Source organism: Streptomyces olivaceus, from assembly GCF_000721235.1.
Taxonomy (GTDB): Bacteria; Actinomycetota; Actinomycetes; order Streptomycetales; family Streptomycetaceae; genus Streptomyces; species Streptomyces olivaceus.
In genome coordinates, this window is sequence record NZ_JOFH01000025.1 from 20,329 (window position 1) to 46,394 (window position 26,066).

Below are 26,066 nucleotides of genomic sequence, written 5' to 3' on the forward strand. Positions count from 1 at the left end.
TCGATCCGGGGGTTTCCTCGTCTTCCGGCCCGATGGCGTCCCCGGCCTCAGCGGCCGAGAGCCCGGCGCCCCCGGCCCTGGGACAGGACCGGCAGGTTGGTGCGCGAGGACGGGGCCTGGCCGCGGGTGTCCTCCTCGATACGCAGGGCCAGGGCCGGGCACCGCCGCACCGCGCGCACCGCCTTGGCCTCCGCGAAGCGCGGCACGTCGGCCTGTGCGACGGTCGGGAAGCCGTCCGCGCCGAGCTGGAAGACCTCCGGGAGGATGTCCGCGCACAGCCCGTGGCCCCGGCACAGCGTCCAGTCGACGTAGATCTTCTGGCGGCTGGGACCGTTCTCCTCGCCTCCGCCGCCCGGGATGCCCGTAGGGGCCTTGCCGCCCTCGAAGAGCGGCAGGACGCCCTCCACGGGCCGTCCGCAGCCGTTGCCGAGGACATGGGCGGCCAGGTCGTCCGTGAACGCCTTGACGGTCGACTCGAGGAACATCGCCGAGCCGTCCGGGTGCGAGCAGGCGCCGCGCCGCTTCACGTTCTTCGCGACCTGCTTGACCGCCTCCAGGGCCGCCGGACCACCGCCGTTCAGGATGTCCTCCAGGCCCCGCGCGGCGGCCGGCAGGCCGAGGTAGCAGGGGCCGCACTGGCCCGCGCTCTCCTCCGCCAGCCACTGCGCCACCCGCAGCGACTCGCCCAGCGGGCAGGTGTCCTGACTGATCGGCAGGATCGCGCCCGCGCCGAGCGCACCGCCCACCGCCTGGAGGGAGTTGCGGGAGACGATCGCCTCGTCGACGGTGGCCGCGTCGATCCACTTGCCGTGGTAACCCCCCGTCAGCACGCCCTGCGGATTCGGCGGCGCACCGGCGAGCTGCAGGACGTAGCGCAGCGGCACGCCCGTGGGGACCTCGATGACCATCGGGCGGGCCACCGCGCCGGAGACCGTGAGCATCACGGTGCCCGGCTCGTCGTACAGGCCGGTGTTGCCGTAGCGCTCCGGGCCGATGCGGGCGGCGATCGCCAGCTGGGCGAAGGTCTCGGCGTTGGACAGCAGCGTCGGGGCGCCGCCGACGCCGCTCCTGGAGGCGCTCACCTTGCGGCCGGGCGGGATCGCCGGGCCGCCGTCGATGGAGCGGATCAGCGAGGCCGCCGCGCCGGTGACCATGCGCACCGGATTGCGCTGCACGCGCGCGCGGAGGGCGGAGCGGCGCCCGTTGCTCAGGCCGCGCTCGGCGAGGGCGGCCTCCATGGAGCGCTGCGTGGACTCGCGGGTGACCCCGATGACGAGCGTGCGGGCGCCCATGGCCTCGGCGCACAGGAGTGCGCCGTCCAGGATCAGGTGCGGGGCGCGGTTGATCAGCACCGTGTCCTTGCGGCAGGCCGGCTCGTCCTCGCTGCCGTTGACGACCACGACCGGCCGCACGCCGCGCTTGATCGCCGCCTCGGCGACCGAGCGCAGCTTCTTGTGGAAGGGGAAGCCCGCGCCGCCGCGGCCCTTCAGGTTGATGCGTTCGGAGAGCTGCGCGAGCTGCTCGCCGCCCAGCGGTTCGAGCGGGCCGTGCACCTTGAGGTGCATCGGCAGGTCCAGGCGCTCGACAAGGTCGAAGCCCGACGTGAGCTGGGGAAGCCCGACCACACGGACCTCGGGTACGTCGGGCAGGGCCTCGTTCACTTAAAGCCTCCGCTCATTCACTTAAGGCGCTCGTTCACTTGAAACCTCCGGAAGGCGTGTTCCAGGGTTCGCCGGAACCCGGTGCGTCGAAGTCGTAGGACGGCGACGGCGCACCGGGGGGTGGTTCAGGGGTGGGACCGCTGTTGTACGTGTCAGTCGGGTAGTACGTGTCGTAGACCGCGTTCGTCTCACGCGTGTCGTACACATCACTCGAACCGTAGCCGGAGGCCTGCCCCGTGGCGTCCGTGCTGCCGTAGACCGGGATGGTGTGCCCGGTGTCGTTGAGCGGGTCGTAGACCGACTGGGGTGCCTCGCCGACCGGCGGCGGCGAGGGGATGGGCCAGCTGCCCGAGGTGCTGTTGCCGCCGTCCGCGAAGGGCATCGCCTGGGTGGGGCCCAGGTCGGACGGCAGGGGCGGGGACGCGGGGGCCTCGGCCGTCAGCGGCGGGTGTCCCGTCCCCGGGGGGCCGGACACCGCGCGGTACGCGGCGGCGAAGCCGTTCGCGGGCTCGGGGGTGGTGAGGCGCTCGGCGGATTCGTACAGCGGTGCCTGGCGCGGCGCCGGTATCGACCCGCCCGTCCGCTCGTAACCCGGCAGGGCGCCCGTTTCCTTCGCCCGGCCCCGGCCGCGGCTCTGCGCGGCCTCCCTGCGGACCGGCCGCTCCCCGGTCCCCAGGAGACCGGTGATCCGGTCGGCGACCCGGCGCTTGACCGGGCGGGGCGCCGCCCGCAGCGCCAGGGCCGCCATGACGCCGAGCACGGACAGGCCGTAGAGGATCGTGAAGACCGGCTTCGCCGCGCGACCCGCGTAGAGCCCGTGCACCAGGGCCAGGCACCAGGCCGGGTAGGCAAGCATGTGCATGGCACGCCAGCGGGCCGCCACGGGGGCCGGGGACGCGAACCTGTTGCGCAGGGCGCCGGTGACGCCCACGAAGATCATGAGCATGCTGGCCAGAGTGCCGAAGCCGATCAGGACGGCGCGGCCGCCGAAGGACTCGTCGTCCGTCGCGAGCAGCCCGAAGGGGAGCACCGCGGCGACCCAGGTGGTGTGGTCCAGGGCGAGCTTGACGCCGATGTGCACCAGCAGGAACACGACCGAGGCGACCGCGGTGGTCCGGTGCACCGCCTGCGCCAGGATCCGCTGCCGGGTGTCGAGGACGATCCGGTCCTGGGCGAGCAGGCCCCAGATGACCGAGCAGCTGAGGAAGACCAGGGAGAGGACGCCGGCGCCGAAGTTGAGGAACTCCGCGAAGGTGTCGTCCACCGTGCTGTCGTCCGTCATGACGGCAGGCCTCCCCACGTCAGGGACGCGCGGGGAGGCGGCGAACTGGTGCGCCGAGGGTGGATCAGGGGAGGGTTCATGGGGGCAACTCCGGAGCGGTTCGGGAAAGCGGTCCCGCTGCCGCACTCTAAGTGGCGCCATACCCGTGGGTACGAGGTTTGAGTTATTGCGTCGTTATCAAACGACCGTGCGCTTGTAGTGATGTCCTATAGGAGTCGTTACGCGAAGTAACCTTTGACTTCGGTTCAGGAGCGACTCCGGTCGCCGGGGCGGGGTGGGGCGGGGTGGGGGCCGTGTTCGGTCGGGAGGTGTGCCGGGTCCCGGTGGGCGGTGTACCGGCCGTCCGCCGAGTGGTGTGCCGGGTCCCGGTGGCCGGAAGCGCGTCGCGGCCCGCTCGGCGGCTGCGGTACCCTGACGCCATGCGTGCCGTACGCCTTCTGCTTAGCGAGCCGCGCTGATCAGTCCCGACCCCGGCCGTAGTCCGGAGGCCGGAATCGGCGCGGCGTCCCCTCCTGTGCGAGGGGATTTTTCATTTCCCGGCCGGCGCAGCCGCCGGTCGTGAAGGTCGCAGCCGTTGGCAGAGACGATCGATGGAGCTTTGAGGATCATGAGCGAGACGAACCCCGCGGCGACCGCCCCCGTGACGGCGGACGCCGCGCCGCACCGCTACACGGCCGCCATGGCCGCCGAGATCGAGGCACGCTGGCAGGACTTCTGGGACGCCGAGGGGACGTACGCGGCGCCGAACCCCAAGGGCGACCTGGCGGGCGACCCGGAGCTGGTCGCCCGGCCCAAGAAGTTCATCATGGACATGTTCCCGTACCCCTCCGGTGCGGGCCTGCACGTCGGCCACCCCCTGGGGTACATCGCCACCGACGTCTTCGCCCGATTCCAGCGGATGACCGGCCACAACGTCCTGCACACCCTGGGCTTCGACGCCTTCGGCCTGCCCGCCGAGCAGTACGCCGTGCAGACCGGCACGCACCCGCGCGCGTCGACCGAGGCCAACATGAAGAACATGGTCAGCCAGCTGCGCCGGCTGGGCCTGGGCCACGACAAGCGCCGGTCGTTCGCCACGATCGACCCCGAGTACTACAAGTGGACCCAGTGGATCTTCCTGCAGATCTTCAACTCCTGGTACGACGACGAGGCGAAGCGGGCCCGCCCGATCAGTGAGCTGGTCGCGCAGTTCGACTCCGGCGAGCGTGCGGTCCCCGGCGGCGGCACCTGGAGCGCGCTGACCGAGGCCGAGCGCGCCGACCTGCTGGGCGAGTACCGCCTGGCCTACGCCTCCGACGCGCCCGTCAACTGGTGCCCCGGCCTGGGCACCGTGCTGGCCAACGAGGAGGTCACCGCCGACGGCCGCTCCGAGCGCGGCAACTTCCCCGTCTTCAAGTCCAAGCTGCGCCAGTGGAACATGCGCATCACGGCCTACGCCGACCGGCTGCTGGACGACCTGGACCAGCTGGACTGGCCCGAGGCGATCAAGCTGCAGCAGCGCAACTGGATCGGCCGCTCCGAGGGCGCCCGCGTCGACTTCCCCGTCGACGGCGAGCGCATCACGGTCTTCACCACCCGCCCCGACACCCTGTTCGGCGCGACCTACATGGTGCTGGCGCCCGAGCACCCGCTGGTCGAGAAGTTCACCCCGGCCGCCTGGCCCGAGGGCACCCGCGACGCGTGGACCGGCGGCCACGCCACGCCGACCGAGGCCGTCGCCGCGTACCGCGCGCAGGCCGCCTCGAAGTCCGACGTCGAGCGGCAGGCCGAGGCCAAGGACAAGACCGGCGTCTTCATCGGCGCGTACGCCACCAACCCGGTCAACGGCGAGCAGGTCCCCGTCTTCGTCGCCGACTACGTGCTGATGGGCTACGGCACCGGCGCGATCATGGCCGTCCCGGCGGGCGACCAGCGCGACTTCGAGTTCGCCCGCGCCTTCGAGCTGCCGATCCGCTGCATCGTCGAGCCGACCGACGGCCGCGGCACCGACCCCTCGACGTGGGAGAGCGCCTTCGCCTCCTACGACGCCAAGATCATGAACTCCTCCAGCGACGAGGTCTCGCTGGACGGCCTGGGCGTCGTCGAGGCCAAGGAGCGCATCACCGAGTGGCTGGAGCGCACCGGCGCCGGTGCGGGCACCGTCAACTTCCGCCTGCGCGACTGGCTGTTCAGCCGCCAGCGCTACTGGGGCGAGCCCTTCCCGATCGTCTACGACGAGGACGGCATCGCCCACCCCCTGCCCGCGTCGATGCTGCCGCTGGAGCTGCCCGAGGTCGAGGACTACTCCCCGCGCACCTTCGACCCCGACGACGCCGACACCAAGCCCGAGACCCCGCTGTCCCGCAACGAGGACTGGGTGCACGTCACCCTGGACCTGGGCGACGGCCGAGGCCCGCGCAGGTACCGCCGCGAGACCAACACCATGCCCAACTGGGCCGGCTCCTGCTGGTACGAGCTGCGCTACCTGGACCCGCACAACAGCGAGCAGCTGGTCGACCCCGAGATCGAGCAGTACTGGATGGGCCCGCGCGAGGGCCTGCCGCACGGCGGCGTCGACCTGTACGTCGGCGGCGCCGAACACGCTGTACTGCACCTGCTGTACGCGCGCTTCTGGTCCAAGGTCCTGTTCGACCTGGGGCACGTCTCCTCCGCCGAGCCGTTCCACAAGCTGTTCAACCAGGGCATGATCCAGGCCTACGTCTACCGCGACAGCCGCGGCATCGCGGTGCCGGCCGCCGAGGTCGAGGAGCGCGACGGCGCCTACTTCCACCAGGGCGAGAAGGTCTCCCGGCTGCTGGGCAAGATGGGCAAGTCCCTGAAGAACGCGGTCACCCCCGACGAGATCTGCGCCGAGTACGGCGCCGACACGCTGCGCCTGTACGAGATGGCGATGGGCCCCCTGGACGTCTCCCGGCCGTGGGACACCCGCGCGGTGGTCGGCCAGTTCCGGCTGCTGCAGCGGCTGTGGCGCAACGTCGTCGACGAGGACACCGGCCGGCTGTCGGTGGCGGACGTCGCGGAGACCGACGTGGACGCCGACACCCTGCGGGCCCTGCACAAGGCCATCGACGGCGTACGGCAGGACCTGGAGGGCATGCGGTTCAACACCGCCATCGCCAAGGTCACCGAGCTGAACAACCACCTGACCAAGGTCGGCGGCCCGGTGCCGCGCCCGGTCGCCGAGCGCCTGGTGCTGCTGGTCGCGCCGCTGGCCCCGCACGTCGCCGAGGAGCTGTGGCGCAAGCTGGGGCACACCTCCTCGGTCGTCCACGAGGACTTCCCGGTCGCCGACCCGGCCTACGTCGTCGACGAGACCGTGACCTGCGTCGTGCAGATCAAGGGCAAGGTCAAGGCGCGGCTGGAGGTCTCCCCGTCCGTCTCCGAGGAGGACCTGGAGAAGGCGGCGCTGGCCGACGAGAAGGTCGTGGCCGCGCTGGGCGGGGCCGGCATCCGCAAGGTGATCGTGCGGGCGCCGAAGCTGGTGAACATCGTCCCGGCTTAGGCGGGCTCGGGGCGTGCGGGCTCCGGGGCGGTTCCGGGGGCCCCGTCCCGGGTGCGGGGACCCGGGTGTCCCCTGCGCGCCTCGGGGTGTCCCCTACGGGGAGGCTCGGGGCTCGGTGCGGGCAGGTTCGGGGTTCCGCCGGAACCCTGGGCCTGCCCGTTGCGTTTACCGTGGAGAAGCGGCGCGGACGGCGCCGCGGACCGGTGGTGCGCGGGCCGGGCGTCCGGAGGAGGAGCATCGTGGAAACAGCACTCACAGTCTTCGCCCTGCTCTTCCTGCTCGCCGTCGTGCTGGGTGTCTACGCCACGGTCAAGGCCGTCGGCGCCGCCAAGCGCACCGTCGACCGAGGCATCACCCAGGCCCGCCGCACGGTCGAGGACCACACCCTGCGGGCCCGTTCCTTCGTCCAGGTGGGCCCGGCGGCGGAGCTGGCACAGCTGCGGCTGTCGCTGCGCACGTCCATGCGGTCCACGCAGGACGCGCTCCACGCGCGCGTGGCCGAGGACGCGTCCCTCAAGGAGGCCCTCGGCCTCTTCGAGCGGCTCAGCGCGCACGGCTTCGAACTGGACGGCGAGCTGCGGCGGCTGGAGTCCGAACCGGACCGCGCCACGCTCGCCGAGCGCCTCCCCGCGCTGCGCGAGCGCACCGAGCGCATCACCCGGTCGGCGGAGGGCCTGCGCTGGGCGGCCCGTGACCGGGCCCGCCACTTCGCGGACGACGACCTGGACTCGCTGAGCGCCCAGATCGACGTCGAGACCGGCGCCCTGCGGCACTGGACGGAGACGCAGCCCGGTGCCGCGCCGCCGCCCTGGCCCGAGGCCCCGGCGGCCGACGCCGCGGCCGCCCGGCAGAGTTGGCCCGAGCCTCCCGCCCACGAGCCGCCCCGGCAGCCGGAACCGTCTCAGGCGCCGTATCCGCACCCGTATGCGGAGCCGGGGCAGGGGCAGGTACAGGGACAAAGGCAGGAGCCGCGGTCGGAGCGGGGTCCCGGTCGCCCGGCCATCGACCCTCCCGGTCCCCGCCCCGTGTACCCCTGGCAGAAGAAGGCCCGCCCGGAGAGCACGACCTGAGCCGGGCGGCGCGTGACCGGGGCGGCACGTGACCCGGCCGGCGCGGCCGGACCCGGCACGACCCGGGGAACGTCCGGTCGCCGGGGCCGGACTGCCGTACGGGCGCTACGCCAGGTAACCTCCAGCTCATGTCCCGCCATGTCGCTATCGTCACGGATTCAACGGCCTACCTTCCGGCCAGGACGATGGAGCGGCACGGCATCACCGCGGTACCCCTGACCGTCGTCCTGGGCGACCGGGCGCTGGAAGAGGGCACCGAGATCTCGACCCGCTCCCTGGCCCAGGCCCTGCAGAAACGCCGCTCGGTCACCACCTCCCGCCCCGGCCCGGAGCTCTTCGCCGAGACCTACCGCAGGATCGCCGAGTCCGGCGCCGAGGGCATCGTCTCGCTCCACCTCTCCGCCGAACTGTCCGGTACGCACGACGCGGCCGTCGTCGCGGCGCGTGACGCGGCGGTCCCGGTGCGCGTGGTGGACACCGGCATGATCGCCATGGCACTTGGCTTCTGCGCGCTCGCCGCGGCCGAGGCGGCGGAGGCGGGCGCCACGGTGGACGAAGCGGTCGCGGCGGCCGAGAAGCGCGCCGCGGGCACCTCCGCCTACTTCTACGTCGACACCCTCGACTACCTGCGCCGCGGCGGCCGGATCGGTGCGGCCCAGGCCCTGTTCGGCTCCGCGCTCGCCGTGAAGCCGCTGCTGCAGCTGCAGGACGGCCGCATCGAACCCCTGGAGAAGGTCAGGACGGCGTCCAGGGCCATCGCCCGGCTGGAGGAGATCGGCGCCGACCGGGCGGGCAGCGCGCCCGTCGACATCGCGGTCCATCATCTCGCCGCCCCCGACCGGGCGTCGGCCCTCGCCGACCGCCTGCGGGACCGGGTGCCCGGACTGGCCGACCTGCATGTGAGCGAGGTCGGCGCGGTGATCGGGGCGCACACGGGGCCGGGGCTGCTGGGGGTCGTGGTCTCGCCGCGATGACGAACCGAAGCACGCCGTGTCACCCCTGAGAGGGACGGAGTTTTCCACAACTCGCGGGTAGTCCCCGGAAATCGAGCATGATCATCGCGATTGTGCCCGGCTGCCCGATCCTCGTCGCATGGCTCTTCGACCAGGCACCCGCACCCGCACAGCGTCCGCGACCAGCGGCCCCGGCCGCGCCCCGGGCGGCGACGGCCGTCTGCGCCACGGCCGCTCCCACCCGCACCGCCGGGCCAGGCACGGCCGCCGGCAGGCTCCCCCGGAGGACCTGCGGAGAAGGGCGGAGGCACTCTTCGCCGACCGCCCCGGCCTCGCGGAACCCGCCGAACCCGCCGCTCGACCCGCCGCACCTCCCGGTTTTCCCGGCTCCCTCGGAGATGCCGGAGACAACGGCTGGCAGGGCGAGTCGGGCAAGGGACCGCCGCGGCTTGCCCCAGACGCCGGGATGGCCGAAGCGACCTGGCGGCAGCGGGCCGGGCAGGCGCTGCGGGAGCGGATGCCGGTGTGGCTGCAGACGCGCTGCGGGCTGGAACGGCGCAGCGTGGCCGCGCTCACCGCCCTGCTCGTCGTCGCCGCGGTCTTCGCGGTCCAGCACTTCTGGTCCGGCCGCACCCAGTCCGTGGCGGCGCCCGAGGTGGTGCGGGAGGCGGCGGCATACGGAGCGAAGGAGGCGGGGCCGACGACCGGGGGCGCGGCCCCGACCGGCGCCCCCGCCGATGCGGCCACCGCCACCGCCACGACCACGGCCTCGGCGGGGGCCGAGATCGTGGTGGACATCGGCGGCAAGGTCCGCAAGCCCGGCGTCCACAGCCTCCCGGCCGGTTCGCGGGTGGCCGACGCCCTGCGCGCCGCAGGGGGCGTACGGCCCGGCACGAAGACCGACGGGCTGAACCGGGCCCGCTTCCTGGTGGACGGCGAGCAGGTGATCGTCGGAGCGTCCCCGCCGCCAGGAGCGGGAACCACGGCAGGCGGCTCGGCCGGATCACCTGGATCTCCGGGGTCGGCCGGGGCCGGGGGAGCGGCGCCGGCGGCCCCGGTCTCCCTCAACACCGCCACCGCGGACCAACTCGAAACCCTCCCGGGCGTCGGCCCGGTCCTCGCCCAGCACATCATCGACTACCGCACCCAGCACGGCGGTTTCCGCTCGGTGGACGAACTGCGCGAGGTCAACGGAATCGGCGAACGCCGCTTCGCCGACCTGCGTGACCTCGTACGGCCATGAGCACGGAGGCGGGAACGGACGCGGGAACGGACGCGGGAACGGATGTCGGCCGGCCGGGCGGGCCGGGGGCGGCAGGCGCGCCGGACGCCACCGCCGGACGGGCGCCGTCCACGCGGGCCCCCGTGCACGCGGCCTCCGGGCACCGGCTGGGCGCGGCCCATCCGCGCCAGGAGGGCCCCGCCGACCTGCGCCTGGTGCCGCCCGCGCTCGCGGCCTGGGCGGTGGCGGCCCTGGTACTGGACGCGCCGGCCAACTGGGCGGTGGGAGTGGCGGCCTGCAGCCTCCTCCTGGCCGGGGCCCTGCTCCTGAGGCCGGTGCGGGACCGGAGGCGGGGGCAGAGGCGGGGGCGGTCGCGCGGAGGTCGCCACGCCGCACTCGCCGCTCTGCTCCTCTGCGTCGCGGCGTCCACGGCCTCGGCCGCGCTGCACGGCGCGGACCTGCGCAGGGGCCCGGTGCCGACGCTGGCCCGGCAGTTCGCCACCGTCACCGCCGAGGTGGAGGTCACCGCCGACCCCCGCCTGACCCGGCCCCGTGTCCGGGGCAACCGCGCCGTGCCGCCCACGGTGCTGATCGAGGCGGACGTGCGCCGGGTGACGGAGACGGGAGGGGCGACCGCTGTCACCCGGACACCGGTGCTGCTCCTCGTGGACGTCGGCGGGGAAACCGGGAACCGCGCCCCCGACAAGCCGCCGAAGGACTCACGAGCGCCCAGCACGGGACCCGGCACCTCCCGCTGGCTGGGCCTGCTGCCCACCACACGGCTCCGCGTCACCGCCCGGGCGGCACCCCCGCGGCAGCGCGGGGACCGTATCGCCGCGGTGCTGCGCGTACGGGTCGACCGACGGCCACCGGACGTGGTGGCGGAGCCGTCGGCGACGCAACGCCTGGCGGGGCGGTTGCGGGCCGGCCTGCGCGAGGCGACCGAGGACCTGCCCGCGGACGCGCGGGCGCTGCTGCCGGGCCTGGTCGTCGGCGACACCTCACGCGTGACGCCGGAACTGGAGGAGGCGTTCAAGGAGACCGACCTGACACACACGCTCGCCGTCAGCGGAGCCAACTTCACGATCGTGCTCGCGCTGCTCCTCGGCCCGCCCGGTCTGGCCCAGCGCAGCGAACGCCGCGGTCTGGCACCCCGCCTCGGCCTGCACCTGCGTACGACCGCGTTGCTCGGCGGGCTGCTCGCCCTGGCCTTCGTCGTCGTCTGCCGTCCCGACCCGAGCGTGCTCCGGGCGGCGGCCTGCGGCTCCGTCGCGCTGCTCGCCCTGGCCACCGGACGCCGCAGGTCGCTCCTCCCGGCGCTGGCGACGGCGGTCCTGCTCCTGGTGCTCTACGACCCCTGGCTGTCCCGGAGTTACGGCTTCCTGCTCTCCGTACTGGCCACCGGAGCGCTGCTCACGCTCGCCCCGCGGTGGAGCGCGGCGTTGCGGCGGCGCCGGGTGCCGCCCCGGCTCGCGGAGGCGCTGGCCGCCGCGGGTGCCGCGCAGGCGCTGTGCGCGCCGGTCGTCGTCGTGCTGTCGGAGCGGGTCAGCCTGGTGGGCGTGCCGTGCAACCTGCTGGCGGAGTTAGCGGTGGCCCCGGCCACAGTGCTGGGCTTCGCGGCGCTGGCCACGGCACCGGTGCTGATGCCGCTGGCCAAGGCCCTGGCCTGGTGCGGTGGCTGGCCGGCCGGGTGGATCGCGGAGATCGCCCGCACCGGCGCCGCGCTGCCCGGCGCGGGAGTGGACTGGCCGGGCAGCTGGGCGGGGGCGGCGCTGCTCGCCCTCGTCACCGTCGGCGTGCTCCTGGTCGGGCGACGCCTGCTGCGGCACCCGTGGTGGTGCGGCGTCTGCGCACTGCTGCTCGTCCTCGTGGTGGTGCAGCCGCCGCCGCTGCCCCGGGTGATCAAGGGCTGGCCCCCGCAAGGCTGGCGGATGGTGATGTGCGACGTGGGCCAGGGCGACGCGCTGGTGCTCGCGGCGGGGGAGAACACGGGCGTGGTCGTGGACGCGGGCCCCGACCCGGCCCTGGTCGACCACTGCCTGCGCTCGCTCGGCATCACACGTGTCCCCCTGGTCCTGCTGACCCACTTCCACGCCGACCATGTCGCGGGGCTGTCCGGGGTCTTGCGGGGCCGTTCGGTGGGCGCGATCGAGACGACGGCCCTGGCGGAGCCCGCGGACCAGGCCGATGCGGTCCGCAGACGGGCCGCGGCCCACGGGGTCCCCGTACGGCGGGCCGCCGCAGGGGAGCAGCGGCGTTCGGGCCCGCTCTCCTGGCAGGTGCTGTGGCCCCCACCGAGCCCCCCGACGACCGCGGCACCCGGCACGGAAGGCGGCCCCAACGACGCCAGCGTCACCCTCCTGGTCCGGACGGCGGGCCTGCGCCTGCTCCTGCTCGGCGATCTGGAACCCCCGGCGCAGCGGGCGCTGGCCCGTTCCCCGGCGGCCGCGGCGCTGCACGGCGTCGACGTCCTGAAGGTCGCCCACCACGGCTCCGCCCACCAGGACTTCGCCCTCATGCGGCACATCGCTCCCCGTCTGGCGCTCATCAGTTGCGGTGAGGACAACAGCTACGGACATCCGGCTCCCGACACGGTCGCGGCCCTGCGCGCCCAGGGAGCGACGGTGCTGCGCACGGACCGGGACGGGGCACTGGCGGTCGCGGGCACGGGAAGGGAGCTGCGGGTGGCCGGAGACTGAGGCCGGTGTCCCGGCGCCGTAGGCGATCAGGCTCTCCGGGAGCGGCCCCGTGCGGGTGGGTGAGGGTGGGCCCTGTGCCGCGTCAGCTCAGCATCGTGGTCGCCTTCCGGAAGTGCCCTGACGGTGCCCCGACGTGCCCGACGTGCCCCGACGTGCTCCCGGGCGCTCCGACGCGTACCGGCCTGCTCGACCGTGAGAAATGCTGCCGGGTGCGGTGATACGGCATCACACGGGTCGCTCCCGTGTACTTCCAGCACATGCGACGGTTTCCCGCGATGTGGGCCCGTGTTGCCACGAAAGTCACATCGGTGATCGAATGTTATTCCGTCAACTACTTGTCGCATGTCGTGCAGAGGATGTCGCAGATGATCGGCCGCTTGCTGGGGAACAGAACGAAGCGGACGCAGCGGGCGGGTCCCCTGGCGGCGGTGCGGACCCCGCCGGACGCGGGGGTGCTGAGCTGCCGCGTCCTCGATCCCGTCAACGCCCCCGTGACCCACGCGGAGTTCACGGTCAGCGACGCCATGGGGCGCAAGGTGGTCGGCGGCGGTACGGACCCCTTCGGGTCGTTCGTGGCGACGGTGCCCGCGGGGGAGTACCGGCTCGCCGTGTCCGCCGAGGGCTACACGCCGTACCGGACCTCCGCGACGGTCACCGAGGACGCGCTTGCCTCACTCGGCGACGTGACGCTCCAGGTGGCCCAGCCGCCGGCGCTGCCCGCGTCGGGCGAGTGGGAGATCGAGCCGGCGCACTCCTCGATCGCGTTCACCGCGCGGCACATCGGGCTCGCCCGGATCCACGGCCGGTTCAACTCCTTCGCCGGCGCGGTGCGGATCGCCGACGACATGGAGCAGTCCGCCATGCACGTCGTGATCGGCGCGGCGTCGATCGACACCAACGTGCAGATGCGCGACGACCACCTGCGGTCCGCCGACTTCCTGGACGTGGAGCGGTTCCCGACCCTGGAGTTCTACAGCGACCGGTTCACGCACCGCGGCGGCAACCGGTGGGCCGTCACCGGGGCGCTGTCCCTGCACGGTGTGACGCGCACGGTCACGCTGGACGCCGAGTACCTCGGGCTCGGCAACGGCATGGAGGGCGAGACGCGGGCGGCCTGCCGCGCCACCACCGAACTCCACCGCGACGACTTCACGGTGAGCTGGCAGACGATGCTGGCCCGCGGCATCGCCGTCGTCGGCCCCAGCATCCGCATCGACCTCGACGTGCAGATCGTGCCCAAGGGCTGACCCGGCGCCCGGCCACCCTTCGGCCCGGCGCCCGGCGCCCGGCGCCCGGCGCCCGCCCACCGGCCCGTCGTCCGGCCCGTCGTCCGGTGGCCGACAATGGCGTCCGTGAGCGATGTGAGACACGTCCTGGTGCTGCCCGACCGCGACGCCGCCGAGGAGGCGGCCCAGGCGCTCGGGGAGCGGTTCGGGACCGACGAGGAGCCGCGGCTCCTGAGGGACGCCCTGGCCGGCGAGGACGACGCGGAGGACGCCCAGTGGCTCCTCCTCGTGCGCGACGAACGGGCACGGCTGGACCCCGGCGAGCTGGACGCCTTCGCGGGGGAGTGGGAGGGCTGGCGCGAGGAGCCGTAGGCGGGGCCGCTCCCGGCAGGCGTTGTCGGTGGCGCGTGCGATGCTTGTCGCGATGGCCAGGAAGACTGCGAACGACGACCCTCTCGCCCCGGTGACCCTTGCCGTGGGCCAGGAGGACCTCCTGCTCGACCGTGCCGTGCAGGAGGTGGTGGCCGCCGCCAGGGCCGCCGACGCCGACACGGACGTACGCGACCTCACCTCCGACCAGCTGCAGCCCGGCACCCTCGCCGAGCTCACCAGCCCCTCGCTCTTCGCCGAGCGCAAAGTCGTGGTCGTACGCAACGCACAGGACCTGTCCGCCGACACGGTCAAGGACGTCAAGGCCTACCTCGGCGCGCCCGCCGAGGAGATCACCCTCGTCCTGCTGCACGCGGGCGGCGCCAAGGGCAAGGGCGTGCTCGACGCCGGACGCAAGGCGGGCGCGCGCGAGGTGGCCTGTCCGAAGATGACCAAGCCCGCCGACCGGCTGGCCTTCGTGCGCGCCGAGTTCCGTACGGCCGGGCGGTCGGCCACCCCCGAGGCGTGCCAGGCGCTGGTCGACGCGATCGGCAGCGACCTGCGGGAGCTCGCCTCGGCGGTGTCCCAGCTGACCGCCGACATCGAGGGCACCATCGACGAGGCGGTCGTCGGGCAGTACTACACCGGGCGCGCCGAGGCATCCAGCTTCACCGTCGCCGACCGGGCGGTCGAGGGACGTGCCGCGGAGGCCCTGGAGGCGCTGCGCTGGTCGCTGGCGACCGGAGTGGCACCGGTGCTGATCACCAGCGCCCTCGCGCAGGGCGTACGAGCCATCGGCAAGCTCTCCTCCGCCCGCGGCGGACGCCCCGCCGACCTCGCCCGCGAGCTGGGGATGCCGCCCTGGAAGATCGACCGGGTCCGGCAGCAGATGCGCGGCTGGACACCGGACGGCGTCTCCGTGGCCCTGCGCGCGGTGGCCGACGCGGACGCCGGGGTGAAGGGCGCCGGCGACGACCCCGAGTACGCCCTGGAGAAGGCCGTGGTGACCGTCGCCCGGGCGGCGCGGTCCCGGGGGCGGGCGTAGGGGCCTGCACCATCAAGGACTCAGTGCCATCGAGGAGGGGGCTGTGGGAATGAGCGGGACAGTGACGGCCGTAAGCAGCAACGGCGAGTACACGTTCACCAAGCCGAACCGGGACAGCATCACACTGCTCGCCGGGCTCGGCGTGGAGGGCGACGTCCATGCCGGCGTCACGGTCAAGCACCGCTCCCGGGTCGCACAGGACCCGACCCAGCCGAACCTGCGCCAGGTCCACCTCATCCACGAGGAGCTCTTCGCCGAGGTGCGTGCGGAGGGATTCGAGGTGGCGCCCGGCGACCTCGGCGAGAACATCACCACCAGAGGCATCGACCTGCTCGCCCTGCCGGTCGGCACGCTGCTGCACATCGGTGAGGCGGTGCTGGAGGTGACCGGCCTGCGCAATCCCTGCCTGCAGATCGACATCTTCCAGGACGGGCTGCTGAAGCAGGTCGTCGGCCGTGACGAGGCCGGGAACATCGTGCGCAAGGCGGGGATCATGAGCATCGTGAAGGAGGGCGGCACGGTGCACCCGGGCGACACGATCGGAGTGCTGCTTCCCACGGGGCCGCACCGGCCTCTGGAACGGGTCTGAGGTCCGGGCGCAGGCCCGCGGCCCCACCGGACACAGCAACGCCCCCGGAGTGGGTCCGGGGGCGTTGTCGCAGCGTGGCGTACTGCGAAAGTCTGTCCGTGAATCGAGGTAGAGGGCTCGACGTTCCTCACGGGAGGGGTGCCGGGGTCACCCGGCGATGAGACCATCAGGCCGGACAACGATCAGGCCGGACACGAGGCCGGCCGACTGATCGGACCGGACGAGGGGTCAGCCCTGGAGAGCGGCGACCTTCTGCGCCAGCGCCGACTTCTTGTTGGCGGCCTGGTTCTTGTGGATGACGCCCTTGGAGACGGCCTTGTCGAGCTCGCGCGCAGCGACGCGCTGGTACGCGGTGGCCTTCTCGGCGTCACCCGCGGCGACGGCCTCGCGGGTCTTGCGGATCGCGGTCTTCAGAGAGGACTTGACGGCCTTGTTGCGCAGCCGGGCCTTCTCGTTGGTCTTGTTCCGCTTGATCTGGGACTTGATGTTCGCCACGAATGAGCCTTTGCAGGTTCAGGCACGAGACCGCACGGATCCCGAACCGGTGATTTCTTGAAGGAGTGCCTCGCGCTGAGAGGGCATGAGACACAGCCACCCACAGTACCAGCGGGGCGTGGAGCGCCCAAAACACGGTCCCGCCCCGGCCCTCCGCCCGCGCCCCGCCGGTCCCGTGGGCCGTCCCAGACCCACCCCGGCTCCCCGACCGTGGGACGATGGAGGCTACGTATCGATCCGACCCGAGACCCGAGACCGCAGACACTGCGGACGCCTCAAGAATCAGGACCCTGCGTGCCCGCGATCCCCAGCCATGTGCCCGAGCCGAGCCGTACCGACCCGGCGCTGATCCGCAACTTCTGCATCATCGCGCACATCGACCACGGCAAGTCCACGCTCGCCGACCGGATGCTCCAGCTGACCGGTGTGGTCGAGCAGCGGCAGATGCGCGCCCAGTACCTCGACCGCATGGACATCGAGCGCGAGCGCGGCATCACGATCAAGTCCCAGGCAGTGCGGTTGCCGTGGGCCCCGTCCGAGGACAAGGGCACCCCGCACATCCTCAACATGATCGACACCCCGGGGCACGTCGACTTCACCTACGAGGTCTCGCGGTCGCTCGCCGCGTGCGAGGGCACGGTCCTCCTCGTCGACGCCGCCCAGGGCATCGAGGCCCAGACCCTCGCCAACCTCTACCTGGCGATGGAGAACGACCTCACGATCATCCCCGTGCTGAACAAGATCGACCTGCCGGCCGCGCAGCCCGAGAAGTTCGCCGAGGAACTGGCCAACCTGGTCGGCTGCGACCCCGACGACGTGCTCAAGGTCTCCGCCAAGACCGGTCTCGGCGTCGACGCGCTGCTCGACAGGGTCGTCTCCGACGTGCCGGCCCCGGTCGGCGTCAAGGACGCCCCCGCCCGCGCGATGATCTTCGACTCCGTCTACGACTCCTACCGCGGTGTCGTGACGTACGTCCGGGTCATCGACGGCCAGCTCAACAAGCGCGAGCGGATCCGGATGATGTCCACCGGCGCCACCCACGAGCTGCTGGAGATCGGCACCAACTCGCCCGAGATGCTCTCCGCGGACGGCCTCGGCGTCGGCGAGGTGGGGTACCTGATCACCGGCGTGAAGGACGTCCGCCAGTCCAAGGTCGGCGACACCGTCACCAGCCAGCACAAGGGCGCCGAGGAGGCCCTCGGCGGCTACAAGGACCCCAGGCCCATGGTCTTCTCCGGCCTGTATCCGCTGGACGGCTCCGACTACCCCGAGCTGCGCGAGGCGCTGGACAAGCTCCAGCTCAACGACGCCGCCCTGGTCTACGAGCCGGAGACCTCCGCGGCCCTCGGCTTCGGCTTCCGCGTCGGCTTCCTCGGCCTGCTCCACCTCGACGTGATCCGCGAGCGGCTGGAGCGCGAGTTCGGCCTCGACCTCATCGCCACCGCGCCCAACGTGGTCTACCGGGTGGTCATGGAGGACGGCACCGAGGTCGAGGTCACCAACCCGAGCGAGTTCCCCGAGGGGAAGATCAACGAGGTCTACGAGCCGGTCGTGCGCGCCACGATCCTCGCGCCGACCGAGTTCATCGGCTCGATCATGGAGCTGTGCCAGACCCGGCGCGGCACCCTGCTCGGCATGGACTACCTCTCCGAGGACCGGGTGGAGATCCGCTACACCCTCCCCCTCGCGGAGATCGTCTTCGACTTCTTCGACCAGCTGAAGTCGAAGACGCGCGGTTACGCCTCCCTCGACTACGAGCCCACCGGCGAGCAGGCCTCCAGCCTGGTCAAGGTCGACATCCTGCTGCACGGCGACAAGGTGGACGCCTTCTCGGCGATCACCCACAAGGACCAGGCGTACGCGTACGGCGTACGGCTCGTCGCCAAGCTGCGCGAGCTCATCCCGCGCCAGGCCTTCGAGGTGCCCGTCCAGGCCGCCATCGGCTCCCGGGTGATCGCCCGCGAGACCATCCGCGCCATCCGCAAGGACGTCCTCGCCAAGTGCTACGGCGGTGACATCTCCCGCAAGCGGAAGCTGCTCGAGAAGCAGAAGGAGGGCAAGAAGCGGATGAAGATGGTGGGTTCCGTGGAGGTTCCGCAGGAGGCGTTCATCGCGGTCCTGTCCAGCGACGACAACGCGGGGTCGGGCAAGGGCAAGAAGTAACCGCCGCGCGGCACGCCACGTCCGGGCGAAACGGATACGGAGGGGCCCGTCGTACGAAAGTGCGGCGGGTCTCTTCGCATGTCACGGGCGGGCGTCTGGAGGAAATGACAGGGCGCGGGCTCTTACGCGGCGGCCGGTCGCCCTTTACCCTGATGCCTGCCCCGTAGTTACTCGTGAGTTAAACAAGTGTGCGGGCACCTGCCCGAGCAGCCCCCTGAACACCGCCCGAGAGTGAACCAGCCGCACCTGAGCCAGCCGCAACGAGCCAGCCGCACCGTCGCGGGCCCGGAGGATGTCGTGAGCGACACACAGACACTGATCGAGAACCGTCCGCCCTCCGTGGCGGGACTCTTCCTGGAGCGGGTGGCGGCCACGCCGGACGCCGAGGCGTACCGCCACCCGGTGCCGCCGGCCTCGGGCGAGGGTCCCGACGACTGGCAGTCGCTCACCTGGGCGCAGGCCGCCGAGCGGGTCTACGCGATCGCCGCCGGCCTGATCGAGCTGGGCGTGCAGCCCGAGCAGCGGGTGGCGCTGGCCTCCTCGACCAGGCTGGAGTGGATCCTCACCGACCTCGGCATCATGTGCGCGGGCGCGGCGACGACCACCGTCTACCCGCAGACCAACGCCGACGAGTCGGCGTACATCCTCTCCGACTCCGAGAGCCGGGTGCTGATCGCGGAGGACGCCGCGCAGCTGGCCAAGGCGAGGGACAAGCGGGCCGAGCTGCCCGACCTCACCCACGTGGTCGTGATCGACGCGGCCGGCGCCGACACCTCCGAGGACTGGGTCCTCACCCTCGACGAACTCCGGAGCCGGGGCGCCGCACGCCTGCAGAAGGACCCGCAGCTGATCAAGGAGCGGGTCGGCGCCCTCACCAAGGACCAGCTCGCCACCCTCATCTACACCTCGGGCACCACCGGCCGGCCCAAGGGCGTCCGCCTCCCGCACGACTGCTGGTCCTACATGGCCAAGGCGATCTCCGCGACCGGCCTCGTCACCAAGGACGACGTGCAGTACCTGTGGCTGCCGCTCGCGCACGTCTTCGGCAAGGTGCTCACCTCCGGCCAGATCGATGCCGGTCACGTCACCGCCGTCGACGGCCGGGTCGACAAGATCATCGAAAATCTGCCGATCGTGCAGCCGACCTACATGGCGGCCGTGCCCCGCATCTTCGAGAAGGTCTACAACGGCGTCGCCGCCAAGGCCCGCGCGGGCGGCGGGGCCAAGTACAAGATCTTCCAGTGGGCCGCCGGCATCGCCCGCGAGTACGCCAAGGTCACCCAGGACAACTTCAAGCGCACCGGCACCGCGAGCGCGCCCGCCGGCCTGCGCACCAAGCACGCCGTCGCCGACCGGCTCGTCTACGCCAAGATCCGCGAGGCCTTCGGCGGCCGCCTGCGCGCCTGCATCTCGGGCTCGGCCGCCCTCGCGCCCGAGATCGGCTACTTCTTCGCCGGCGCCGGCATCCACATCCTGGAGGGCTACGGCCTCACCGAGTCCTCCGCCGCGTCCTTCGTCAACCCCGGCGAGGCCTACCGCACCGGCACGGTCGGCAAGCCGCTGCCCGGCACCGAGGTGCGCGTCGCGGACGACGGCGAGATCCTGCTGCGCGGCCCCGGCATCATGGAGGGCTACCACAAGCTGCCCGAGAAGACCGCCGAGGTCCTCGAGGCCGACGGCTGGTTCCACACCGGCGACATCGGCGAGCTGTCGCCCGACGGCTACCTGCGCATCACGGACCGCAAGAAGGACCTCATCAAGACGTCCGGCGGCAAGTACATCGCGCCGGCCGAGGTCGAGGGCCAGTTCAAGGCCGTCTGCCCCTACGTCTCCAACATCCTGGTGCACGGCGCCGACCGGAACTTCTGCACCGCGCTCATCGCCCTCGACGAGATCGCGATCACGGAGTGGGCCAAGGAGAACGGCCTGGAGGGCAGGCCGTACGCGGAGATCGTCGCGGCGCCCGCGACCGTCGAGATGGTCGACGGCTACGTCAAGCAGCTCAACGAGGGCCTCCAGCGCTGGCAGACCATCAAGAAGTACCGCCTGCTCCCCCGCGACCTCGACGTCGAACACGGCGAGATCACCCCGAGCCTCAAGCTGAAGCGGCCGGTGGTGGAGCGGGAGTACAAGGGCCTGATCGAGGAGATGTACGCGGGCTCGCGCGAGGCGTAGTGCGCGGCGCCGCCGCGCGCCGGGGCACCGCGTGGCGGAATGCTCGAATTCGTCCGTCTTTCGGCCGGGTTCGAGCAGCCGCCTACCACGGTTCTCACTCATGGTGGCCCACTTCCGTAACTCCGCGCTTATGGGCAGGGTCGGTCTGTCACGCTGTCGGCACTGACTGCGAGAACGTCGCACGAACTGCCCAGGGAGCGTCCATGGGGGCCATTCCGACGCAGCGGGAGACCGCCTTCCGCGCCAACGCGGCGCCCGCGCACGCCGAGGCGTCCGCCCGGGAGTGCACGCGGGCGCACGTGACCCTGCTGGGCAGCTCCCTTGCGCCGGGCGCCGCCCGCGCGATGGTGCGGGCCGCGCTCGCCGAGTGGTCCGCGCTGGGCCTGCCCGGCACGGAACGGCTCTCCGAGCACCGGGCCGACGACGCCCTGGTCGTCGTCAGCGAGCTGGTCACCAACGCCGTCGTGCACGCCGGTACCGACGTGCAGGTCGGCTGCCGGGTGGAGGAGACCGGCGCGCTCGTCGTCGAGGCCACGGACCTCCTTCCCTCCCTCGCGCCGGCGGCCGGCGACCACGAGACACCGCAGGAACCCGCCGAGCGCGGGCGCGGCCTGGGGCTCGTCGCCGCGCTCTCGGAGTCCTGGGGGATCACGTACCGCCCGGGCACGAAGACGGTGTGGGCGCGGCTGCCGGCGGGCGGCACGGAGACCGCCGACCGTGCGGGCGCCGGTGGCGGGGGTGCGGGCACGGGGGCCGAGGCGCTTGAGCTGCCCGGAATCGCGGATCAGGTAGAGGCATACGCCGAAACGGTCCGCCAGGGAGTGCTGCCCGCCGCGGGGGAGGGCGCCACGGTCCTCGACGGCCCGGCCCGCGCGTCCGGTGGGGACGGAGGAGACGGTGGGGGTGGCAGCAGCGTCCGCCGTTGCTCGCGCGACCGCGAGTGGCTCGGCCGCGACGCCCTGTCCTTCCTCGCCGAGGCCTCCGACCTCCTGGCCGGGCAGCTCGACGAGGAACGGGTCGCCGCCCTCACCGGCCAGCTGATCGTGCCCCGGCTCGCCGACTGGTGCGGCGTGTGGCTGGAGGACGGGTCCCTGGGACGGGGCGCCTGGAGCGGCGACCCCGGCACGGTCGTCGGCGCCCGGCTGACCGGCGTCCGGCAGGCGGGGGAGAGCCACCCCGACGAGCTGCGCCTGGCCCTGGAGAAGGACCCGCCCCGCAACCGGGACCCGTGGCGCCCCGGCCCCGTCGACCACCCCTGGCCCGGCGACGCGCTCGGCCCCGGCAGCGGCGTCGCGCTCGCCTACCCCCTGGTCGCCGCCGGCCGCCCGCTCGGCACCCTGGTCATCGGCCGGGCAGGCACCTTCGACGCGCCGGTCTCCGGCGACACTTCCGCCTCCGGCGGCGCTCCTGCCTCAGCCGACCCACGTCCCTCAGTCGGCACTTCCACTTCTTCCGGCACTCCGGGCTCACCGGGCTCACCGAGCAACCCCGGCACTCTCGGCTCCCCGGGCTCCCCCGTCAACCTCGGCGCTCCCGGCGCTCCCGGCGCTCCCGACGCTCCCGGCTCCGCCGGCTCCCCCGGCTTCCCCGGCGAGGTCACCTGTCTGGTCGGGGACCTCAGCCGCCGGGTCGCGCTCGCGCTCGGCACCGCCCGCCAGTACGCCCGGCAGGCCACCATCAGCGCCGTCCTCCAGCGCGGCCTGCTCCCCGGTGCCGTCGCCCAGATCCCCGGCGTGCACAGCGCCCTCGTCTACGAACCGTGCGACAAGGGCGGCCCCAGCGGCGACTTCTACGACCTCTTCCCGGCCGGCGAGGGCCGCTGGTGCTTCGCCGTCGGCGACGTGCAGGGCAAGGGCCCCGAAGCCGCCGTCGTCATCGGGCTCGCCCGGCCCTGGCTGCGGCTGCTGGCCCGCGAGGGGTACGGCGTCCCCGACGTCCTGGACCGCCTCAACCAGCTCCTCCTCGACGACGCCACCGAGGCCGCGGACGCCGCCGCCCGCGCCCTGGTCGCCGCGGGCGGCCCGCCGGTTGCCCCGGGCGACGGTCCGCAGACCCGCTTCCTCTCCCTGCTCTACGGCGAGCTGGTCCCCTTCGACGGCGGCGTCCGCTGCACCCTCGCCTCCGCCGGGCACCCGCTGCCGCTGCTTCTCGGCCCCGACGGCACCGTCCGCGCGGTCGCGAGCCCGCAGACCCTGCTCGGAGTCGTCGAGGACGCGACGTACGTCAGCGAGACCTTCGAGCTGCTCTCCGGCGACACGCTGCTGTGCGTCACCGACGGCGTCACGGAGCGGCGCAGCGGCTCCCTCCAGTTCGACGACGGTGACGGGCTCGCCGCGGCGCTGGCCGGGTGCACGGGGCTGGACGTCAAGCTGGTCGCCGAGCGCATCAGGCGCCTGGTGCACGAGTTTGGTCCCAGGCCCCCGGAGGACGACCTGGCGCTGCTGGTGCTCCAGGCCGAGTAGCCGCCGACCCGCGCAACGGCGGCGTACGGGACAATGGAGCACATGCCCTCCGCACTCCCCGACGGCGACCCCGTCCCCGCCGACGGTGCCCTGCCCGCGTCCGCGCTCGCCGGGGCCGCCGACCGCCCCCTCGGTTTCTACCTGCACGTGCCGTACTGCGCGACCCGCTGCGGCTACTGCGACTTCAACACCTACACCGCGACCGAGCTGCGCGGCACCGGTGGCGTCCTCGCCTCCCGCGACAACTACGCCGAGACCCTCGTCGACGAGGTCCGCCTGGCCCGCAAGGTGCTCGGCGACGACCCCCGCGAGGTCCGCACCGTCTTCGTCGGCGGCGGTACGCCGACCCTGCTGGCCGCCGGCGACCTGGTACGGATGCTGGGCGCGATCCGCGACGAGTTCGGCCTGGCACCGGACGCGGAGATCACGACGGAGGCCAACCCGGAGTCCGTGGACCCGGCGTACCTCGCGGCCCTCCGGGAGGGCGGCTTCAACCGGATCTCCTTCGGCATGCAGAGCGCGAAGCAGCACGTCCTGAAGGTCCTGGACCGCACCCACACCCCTGGCCGCCCCGAGGCCTGCGTGGCCGAGGCCCGCGCGGCCGGCTTCGACCACGTCAACCTCGACCTGATCTACGGCACCCCCGGCGAGTCCGACGACGACTGGCGGGCCACGCTGGACGCCGCGCTCGGCGCCGGACCCGACCACGTCTCGGCGTACGCCCTGATCGTGGAGGAGGGCACGCAGCTGGCGCGGCGCATCCGGCGCGGCGAGGTGCCGATGACCGACGACGACGTCCACGCCGACCGCTACCTGATCGCCGAGGAGACCCTGTCGGCGGCGGGATTCGACTGGTACGAGGTGTCCAACTGGGCCACCTCCGACGCCGGGCGCTGCCTGCACAACGAGCTGTACTGGCGGGGCGCCGACTGGTGGGGCGCGGGTCCGGGCGCGCACTCCCACGTGGGCGGCGTGCGCTGGTGGAACGTGAAGCACCCCGGCGCGTACGCGGGAGCGCTGGCGGCGGGCAGGTCGCCGGGCGCCGGACGCGAGGTCCTGACGGACGAGGACCGCCGCGTGGAGCGCATCCTGCTGGAACTGCGCCTGCGCGAAGGCGTGCCGCTCCCGCTCCTCCACGAGGAGGGCCTCGCGGCGTCCCGCCGGGCACTGTCCGACGGCCTCCTCCAGGAGGAGCCCTACGCGGACGGCCGCGCGGTGCTCACCCTGCGCGGACGGCTGCTCGCGGACGCGGTGGTGCGGGACCTGGTGGACTGAGAGTGGTCATCCCCGCTTCTGCGGGGAGCGCGCACTGCTCGGCCGTGTGGACGAGCTGATCGACGGACCATCTCCGCGGACGGCGGAGAGCAGCCCACCGGGCCTCGCACGGCCAACGGCCCCGGGACGCTCAGGACACGGTCACATGGTCGATGAGCCGTTCGACACTGCCCAGCAGCGCCGGCTCCAGGTCCTTGTAGGAGTCCACCCGGGCCAGGATCGCCTGCCACACCGCGCCGGTGTTGTCCGAGGGCCAGCCCAGGGCCCGGCACACCCCCTTCTTCCAGTCCTGGCCGTGCGGCACCCGGGGCCAGCCGTCGATGCCGAGGGACGCCGGTTTCACGGCCTCCCAGATGTCGATGTACGGGTGCCCGACGACCAGCGCGTGCTCGCTCGTCACCGACTCCACGATGCGGGACTCCTTCGAGCCCGGCACCAGGTGGTCCACCAGGACACCCAGCCGCGCGTCCGGCCCCGGGGCGAAGTCGGCGACGATCGCCGGCAGGTCGTCCACGCCGCCCAGGTACTCCACGACCACGCCCTCCACGCGCAGGTCGTCGCCCCAGACCTTCTCGACCAGCTCGGCGTCGTGCCGCCCCTCGACGTAGATGCGCCCGGCGCGCGCGACCCGTGCGCGGGCGCCGGGGACGGCGACGGAACCGGACGCCGTGCGGGAGGGCCGTGCCGGACCGGCGGAGGACGAGGGCCGCACCAGCGTCACCACCCGGCCCTCCAGCAGGAAGCCGCGCGGTTCCATCGGGAACACCCGGTGCTTGCCGAAGCGGTCCTCCAGGGTCACCGTGCCCGCCTCGCAGCCGATCACCGCGCCGCAGAAGCCGGTGCCGGGCTCCTCGACCACCAGGCCCGGATCGGCCGGCACCTCGGGGACGGGCTGCGGCTTCTTCCACGGAGGGGTCAGGTCGGCGGAGTACTGGCGCATTCTGCCGACGATACGAGAAACACGCGCCCCGTGATCAGCGCGACACGCCGAAACGGGCGGCCAGCGCGTCCCGTTGGGCCCGGACGAACCCCGCGTCCACGACCGCCCCGTGACCCGGCACGTACAGCGCGTCCGCGCCGCCCAGCTCCAGCAGCCGGTCCAGGGCCGCGGGCCAGCGCGACGGTACGGCGTCGGGGCCCGCCTGCGGCTCCCCGGACTCCTCGACCAGGTCCCCGCAGAAGACGACCTCCACCTCGCCCGGCACCAGCACCGCGAGGTCGTGGCCGGTGTGGCCCGGGCCCACGTTCGCGAGCAGGACCTGCCGGCCGCCGCCCAGGTCGAGCGTCCACTCGCCGCTCACCTCGTGCGGGACCCGCACGAGCGCGTCGGCCGCCTCCTCCGCGCGGCGCGCGTCCAGACCCTCCGCCACCGCGTCCGCGCGCAGCGCCTCGCGCCCGTGTCCGCCCGCCGCGAACAGCGCGTCCGTGCCCACCGCGCCGTACACCCGGGCGCCCGCGAACGCAGCGGCGCCGAAGACGTGGTCGAAGTGCGGGTGGGTCAGCGCGAGATGTGTCACACGGTGCCCCGCGAGCCGCTGCGCCCCCGCGCGCAACCGGGCGCCCTCGCCCAGGCCGGAGCCGGCGTCGACCATCAGGGCCGCGCCCTCGCCGAGGACCAGGCCGGCCGTGCAGTCCCAGCCCGGCAGCCGGCACCGGCCCACCCCGGCCGCCAGCCGCTCCCACCCAGGCTCGTCCCACGTCGCACTCATGACGGCGACGCTACCGGCGCGCGCACCTCCCGACGCGGCTCCCGGCACGGGCGCCCTCCAGCCGTACCGAACCAGCCGCACCCCCATAGCTGTACCGAACCAGCAGTTCCGAACCAGCCGCCCCCTCCACCCGTACCGAACCAGCCGCACGGAACCAGCCGTACCGAAC

The 26,066-nt window shown here is 73.2% G+C and carries 18 protein-coding genes; 13 read left to right on the forward strand and 5 right to left on the reverse strand.

The window, feature by feature from the left end; all coding sequences use genetic code 11:
* Nucleotides 1-47: 47 nt before the first annotated feature.
* Nucleotides 48-1,661 (reverse strand): NADH-quinone oxidoreductase subunit NuoF family protein, encoded by a 1,614-nt coding sequence (locus IG94_RS0125900; RefSeq protein WP_031041869.1) that lies wholly within the window; start codon nt 1,659-1,661, stop codon nt 48-50.
* Nucleotides 1,662-1,695: 34 nt separating this feature from the next.
* Nucleotides 1,696-2,943, reverse strand: coding sequence for a ferric reductase-like transmembrane domain-containing protein (locus tag IG94_RS0125905; protein ID WP_031041873.1), 1,248 nt, complete (start codon nt 2,941-2,943; stop codon nt 1,696-1,698).
* A 607-nt stretch (nt 2,944-3,550) separates the two neighbouring features.
* Between IG94_RS0125905 and leuS the strand changes: the two genes are divergently transcribed.
* The 9 genes from leuS (at nt 3,551) to IG94_RS0125950 (ending at nt 15,618) form a co-directional block, all read left to right on the forward strand.
* Complete coding sequence (leuS, locus tag IG94_RS0125910; RefSeq protein ID WP_031041876.1) at nt 3,551-6,445, forward strand: leucine--tRNA ligase; 2,895 nt, start codon at nt 3,551-3,553, stop codon at nt 6,443-6,445.
* Between the two features lie 239 nt (nt 6,446-6,684).
* Nucleotides 6,685-7,515 (forward strand): hypothetical protein, encoded by an 831-nt coding sequence (locus IG94_RS0125915; RefSeq protein WP_031041879.1) that lies wholly within the window; start codon nt 6,685-6,687, stop codon nt 7,513-7,515.
* A 128-nt stretch (nt 7,516-7,643) separates the two neighbouring features.
* Nucleotides 7,644-8,489 carry a DegV family protein gene (locus IG94_RS0125920; protein ID WP_031041882.1) on the forward strand — a complete coding sequence of 282 codons (846 nt, stop codon included), beginning with the start codon at nt 7,644-7,646 and terminating at the stop codon, nt 8,487-8,489.
* A 118-nt stretch (nt 8,490-8,607) separates the two neighbouring features.
* On the forward strand, nt 8,608-9,711 hold the full coding sequence (locus IG94_RS0125925; RefSeq protein ID WP_031041885.1) for a ComEA family DNA-binding protein: 1,104 nt from the start codon (nt 8,608-8,610) through the stop codon (nt 9,709-9,711).
* Nucleotides 9,708-12,389 (forward strand): ComEC/Rec2 family competence protein, encoded by a 2,682-nt coding sequence (locus IG94_RS0125930; RefSeq protein ID WP_078892422.1) that lies wholly within the window; start codon nt 9,708-9,710, stop codon nt 12,387-12,389. Before IG94_RS0125925 ends, IG94_RS0125930 begins: the two co-directional genes overlap by 4 nt.
* A gap of 365 nt (nt 12,390-12,754) precedes the next feature.
* Entirely contained in the window at nt 12,755-13,636 is an 882-nt protein-coding gene (locus tag IG94_RS0125935; protein ID WP_031041891.1) for a YceI family protein, read from the forward strand.
* Nucleotides 13,637-13,741: 105 nt separating this feature from the next.
* Nucleotides 13,742-13,987: a hypothetical protein gene (locus IG94_RS0125940; RefSeq protein WP_037765920.1), complete on the forward strand. Its 246-nt coding sequence runs from the start codon at nt 13,742-13,744 to the stop codon at nt 13,985-13,987.
* Nucleotides 13,988-14,039: 52 nt separating this feature from the next.
* The gene (gene holA / locus IG94_RS0125945; protein WP_194277743.1) at nt 14,040-15,029 is read left to right on the forward strand and encodes a DNA polymerase III subunit delta; all 990 of its coding nucleotides are present in this window, start codon (nt 14,040-14,042) and stop codon (nt 15,027-15,029) included.
* Nucleotides 15,030-15,078: 49 nt separating this feature from the next.
* Nucleotides 15,079-15,618 (forward strand): MOSC domain-containing protein, encoded by a 540-nt coding sequence (locus IG94_RS0125950; protein WP_031041900.1) that lies wholly within the window; start codon nt 15,079-15,081, stop codon nt 15,616-15,618.
* 228 nt (nt 15,619-15,846) lie between these two features.
* On the opposite strand, the gene rpsT is transcribed toward IG94_RS0125950, so the two are convergent.
* Nucleotides 15,847-16,113 carry a 30S ribosomal protein S20 gene (rpsT, locus tag IG94_RS0125955; RefSeq protein ID WP_031041903.1) on the reverse strand — a complete coding sequence of 89 codons (267 nt, stop codon included), beginning with the start codon at nt 16,111-16,113 and terminating at the stop codon, nt 15,847-15,849.
* Between the two features lie 294 nt (nt 16,114-16,407).
* On the opposite strand from rpsT, the gene lepA reads away from it, so the two are divergent.
* The 4 genes from lepA to hemW all read left to right on the forward strand — a co-directional run bounded on the left by lepA (nt 16,408) and on the right by hemW (nt 24,188).
* Complete coding sequence (gene lepA / locus IG94_RS0125960) at nt 16,408-18,276, forward strand: translation elongation factor 4 (protein WP_031041907.1); 1,869 nt, start codon at nt 16,408-16,410, stop codon at nt 18,274-18,276.
* A 297-nt stretch (nt 18,277-18,573) separates the two neighbouring features.
* Nucleotides 18,574-20,451 carry an AMP-dependent synthetase/ligase gene (locus IG94_RS0125965; RefSeq protein ID WP_031041908.1) on the forward strand — a complete coding sequence of 626 codons (1,878 nt, stop codon included), beginning with the start codon at nt 18,574-18,576 and terminating at the stop codon, nt 20,449-20,451.
* A 203-nt stretch (nt 20,452-20,654) separates the two neighbouring features.
* Nucleotides 20,655-22,913, forward strand: coding sequence for a SpoIIE family protein phosphatase (locus IG94_RS0125970; RefSeq protein ID WP_031041910.1), 2,259 nt, complete (start codon nt 20,655-20,657; stop codon nt 22,911-22,913).
* A 42-nt stretch (nt 22,914-22,955) separates the two neighbouring features.
* A complete protein-coding gene (gene hemW / locus IG94_RS0125975; protein ID WP_031041911.1) occupies nt 22,956-24,188 on the forward strand; it encodes a radical SAM family heme chaperone HemW in 1,233 nt (410 codons plus the stop codon).
* Nucleotides 24,189-24,318: 130 nt separating this feature from the next.
* On the opposite strand, the gene IG94_RS0125980 is transcribed toward hemW, so the two are convergent.
* Nucleotides 24,319-25,128: a DUF3097 domain-containing protein gene (locus IG94_RS0125980; RefSeq protein WP_031041914.1), complete on the reverse strand. Its 810-nt coding sequence runs from the start codon at nt 25,126-25,128 to the stop codon at nt 24,319-24,321.
* A 34-nt stretch (nt 25,129-25,162) separates the two neighbouring features.
* Nucleotides 25,163-25,897: an MBL fold metallo-hydrolase gene (locus tag IG94_RS0125985; RefSeq protein ID WP_031041917.1), complete on the reverse strand. Its 735-nt coding sequence runs from the start codon at nt 25,895-25,897 to the stop codon at nt 25,163-25,165.
* Nucleotides 25,898-26,066: the final 169 nt, after the last annotated feature.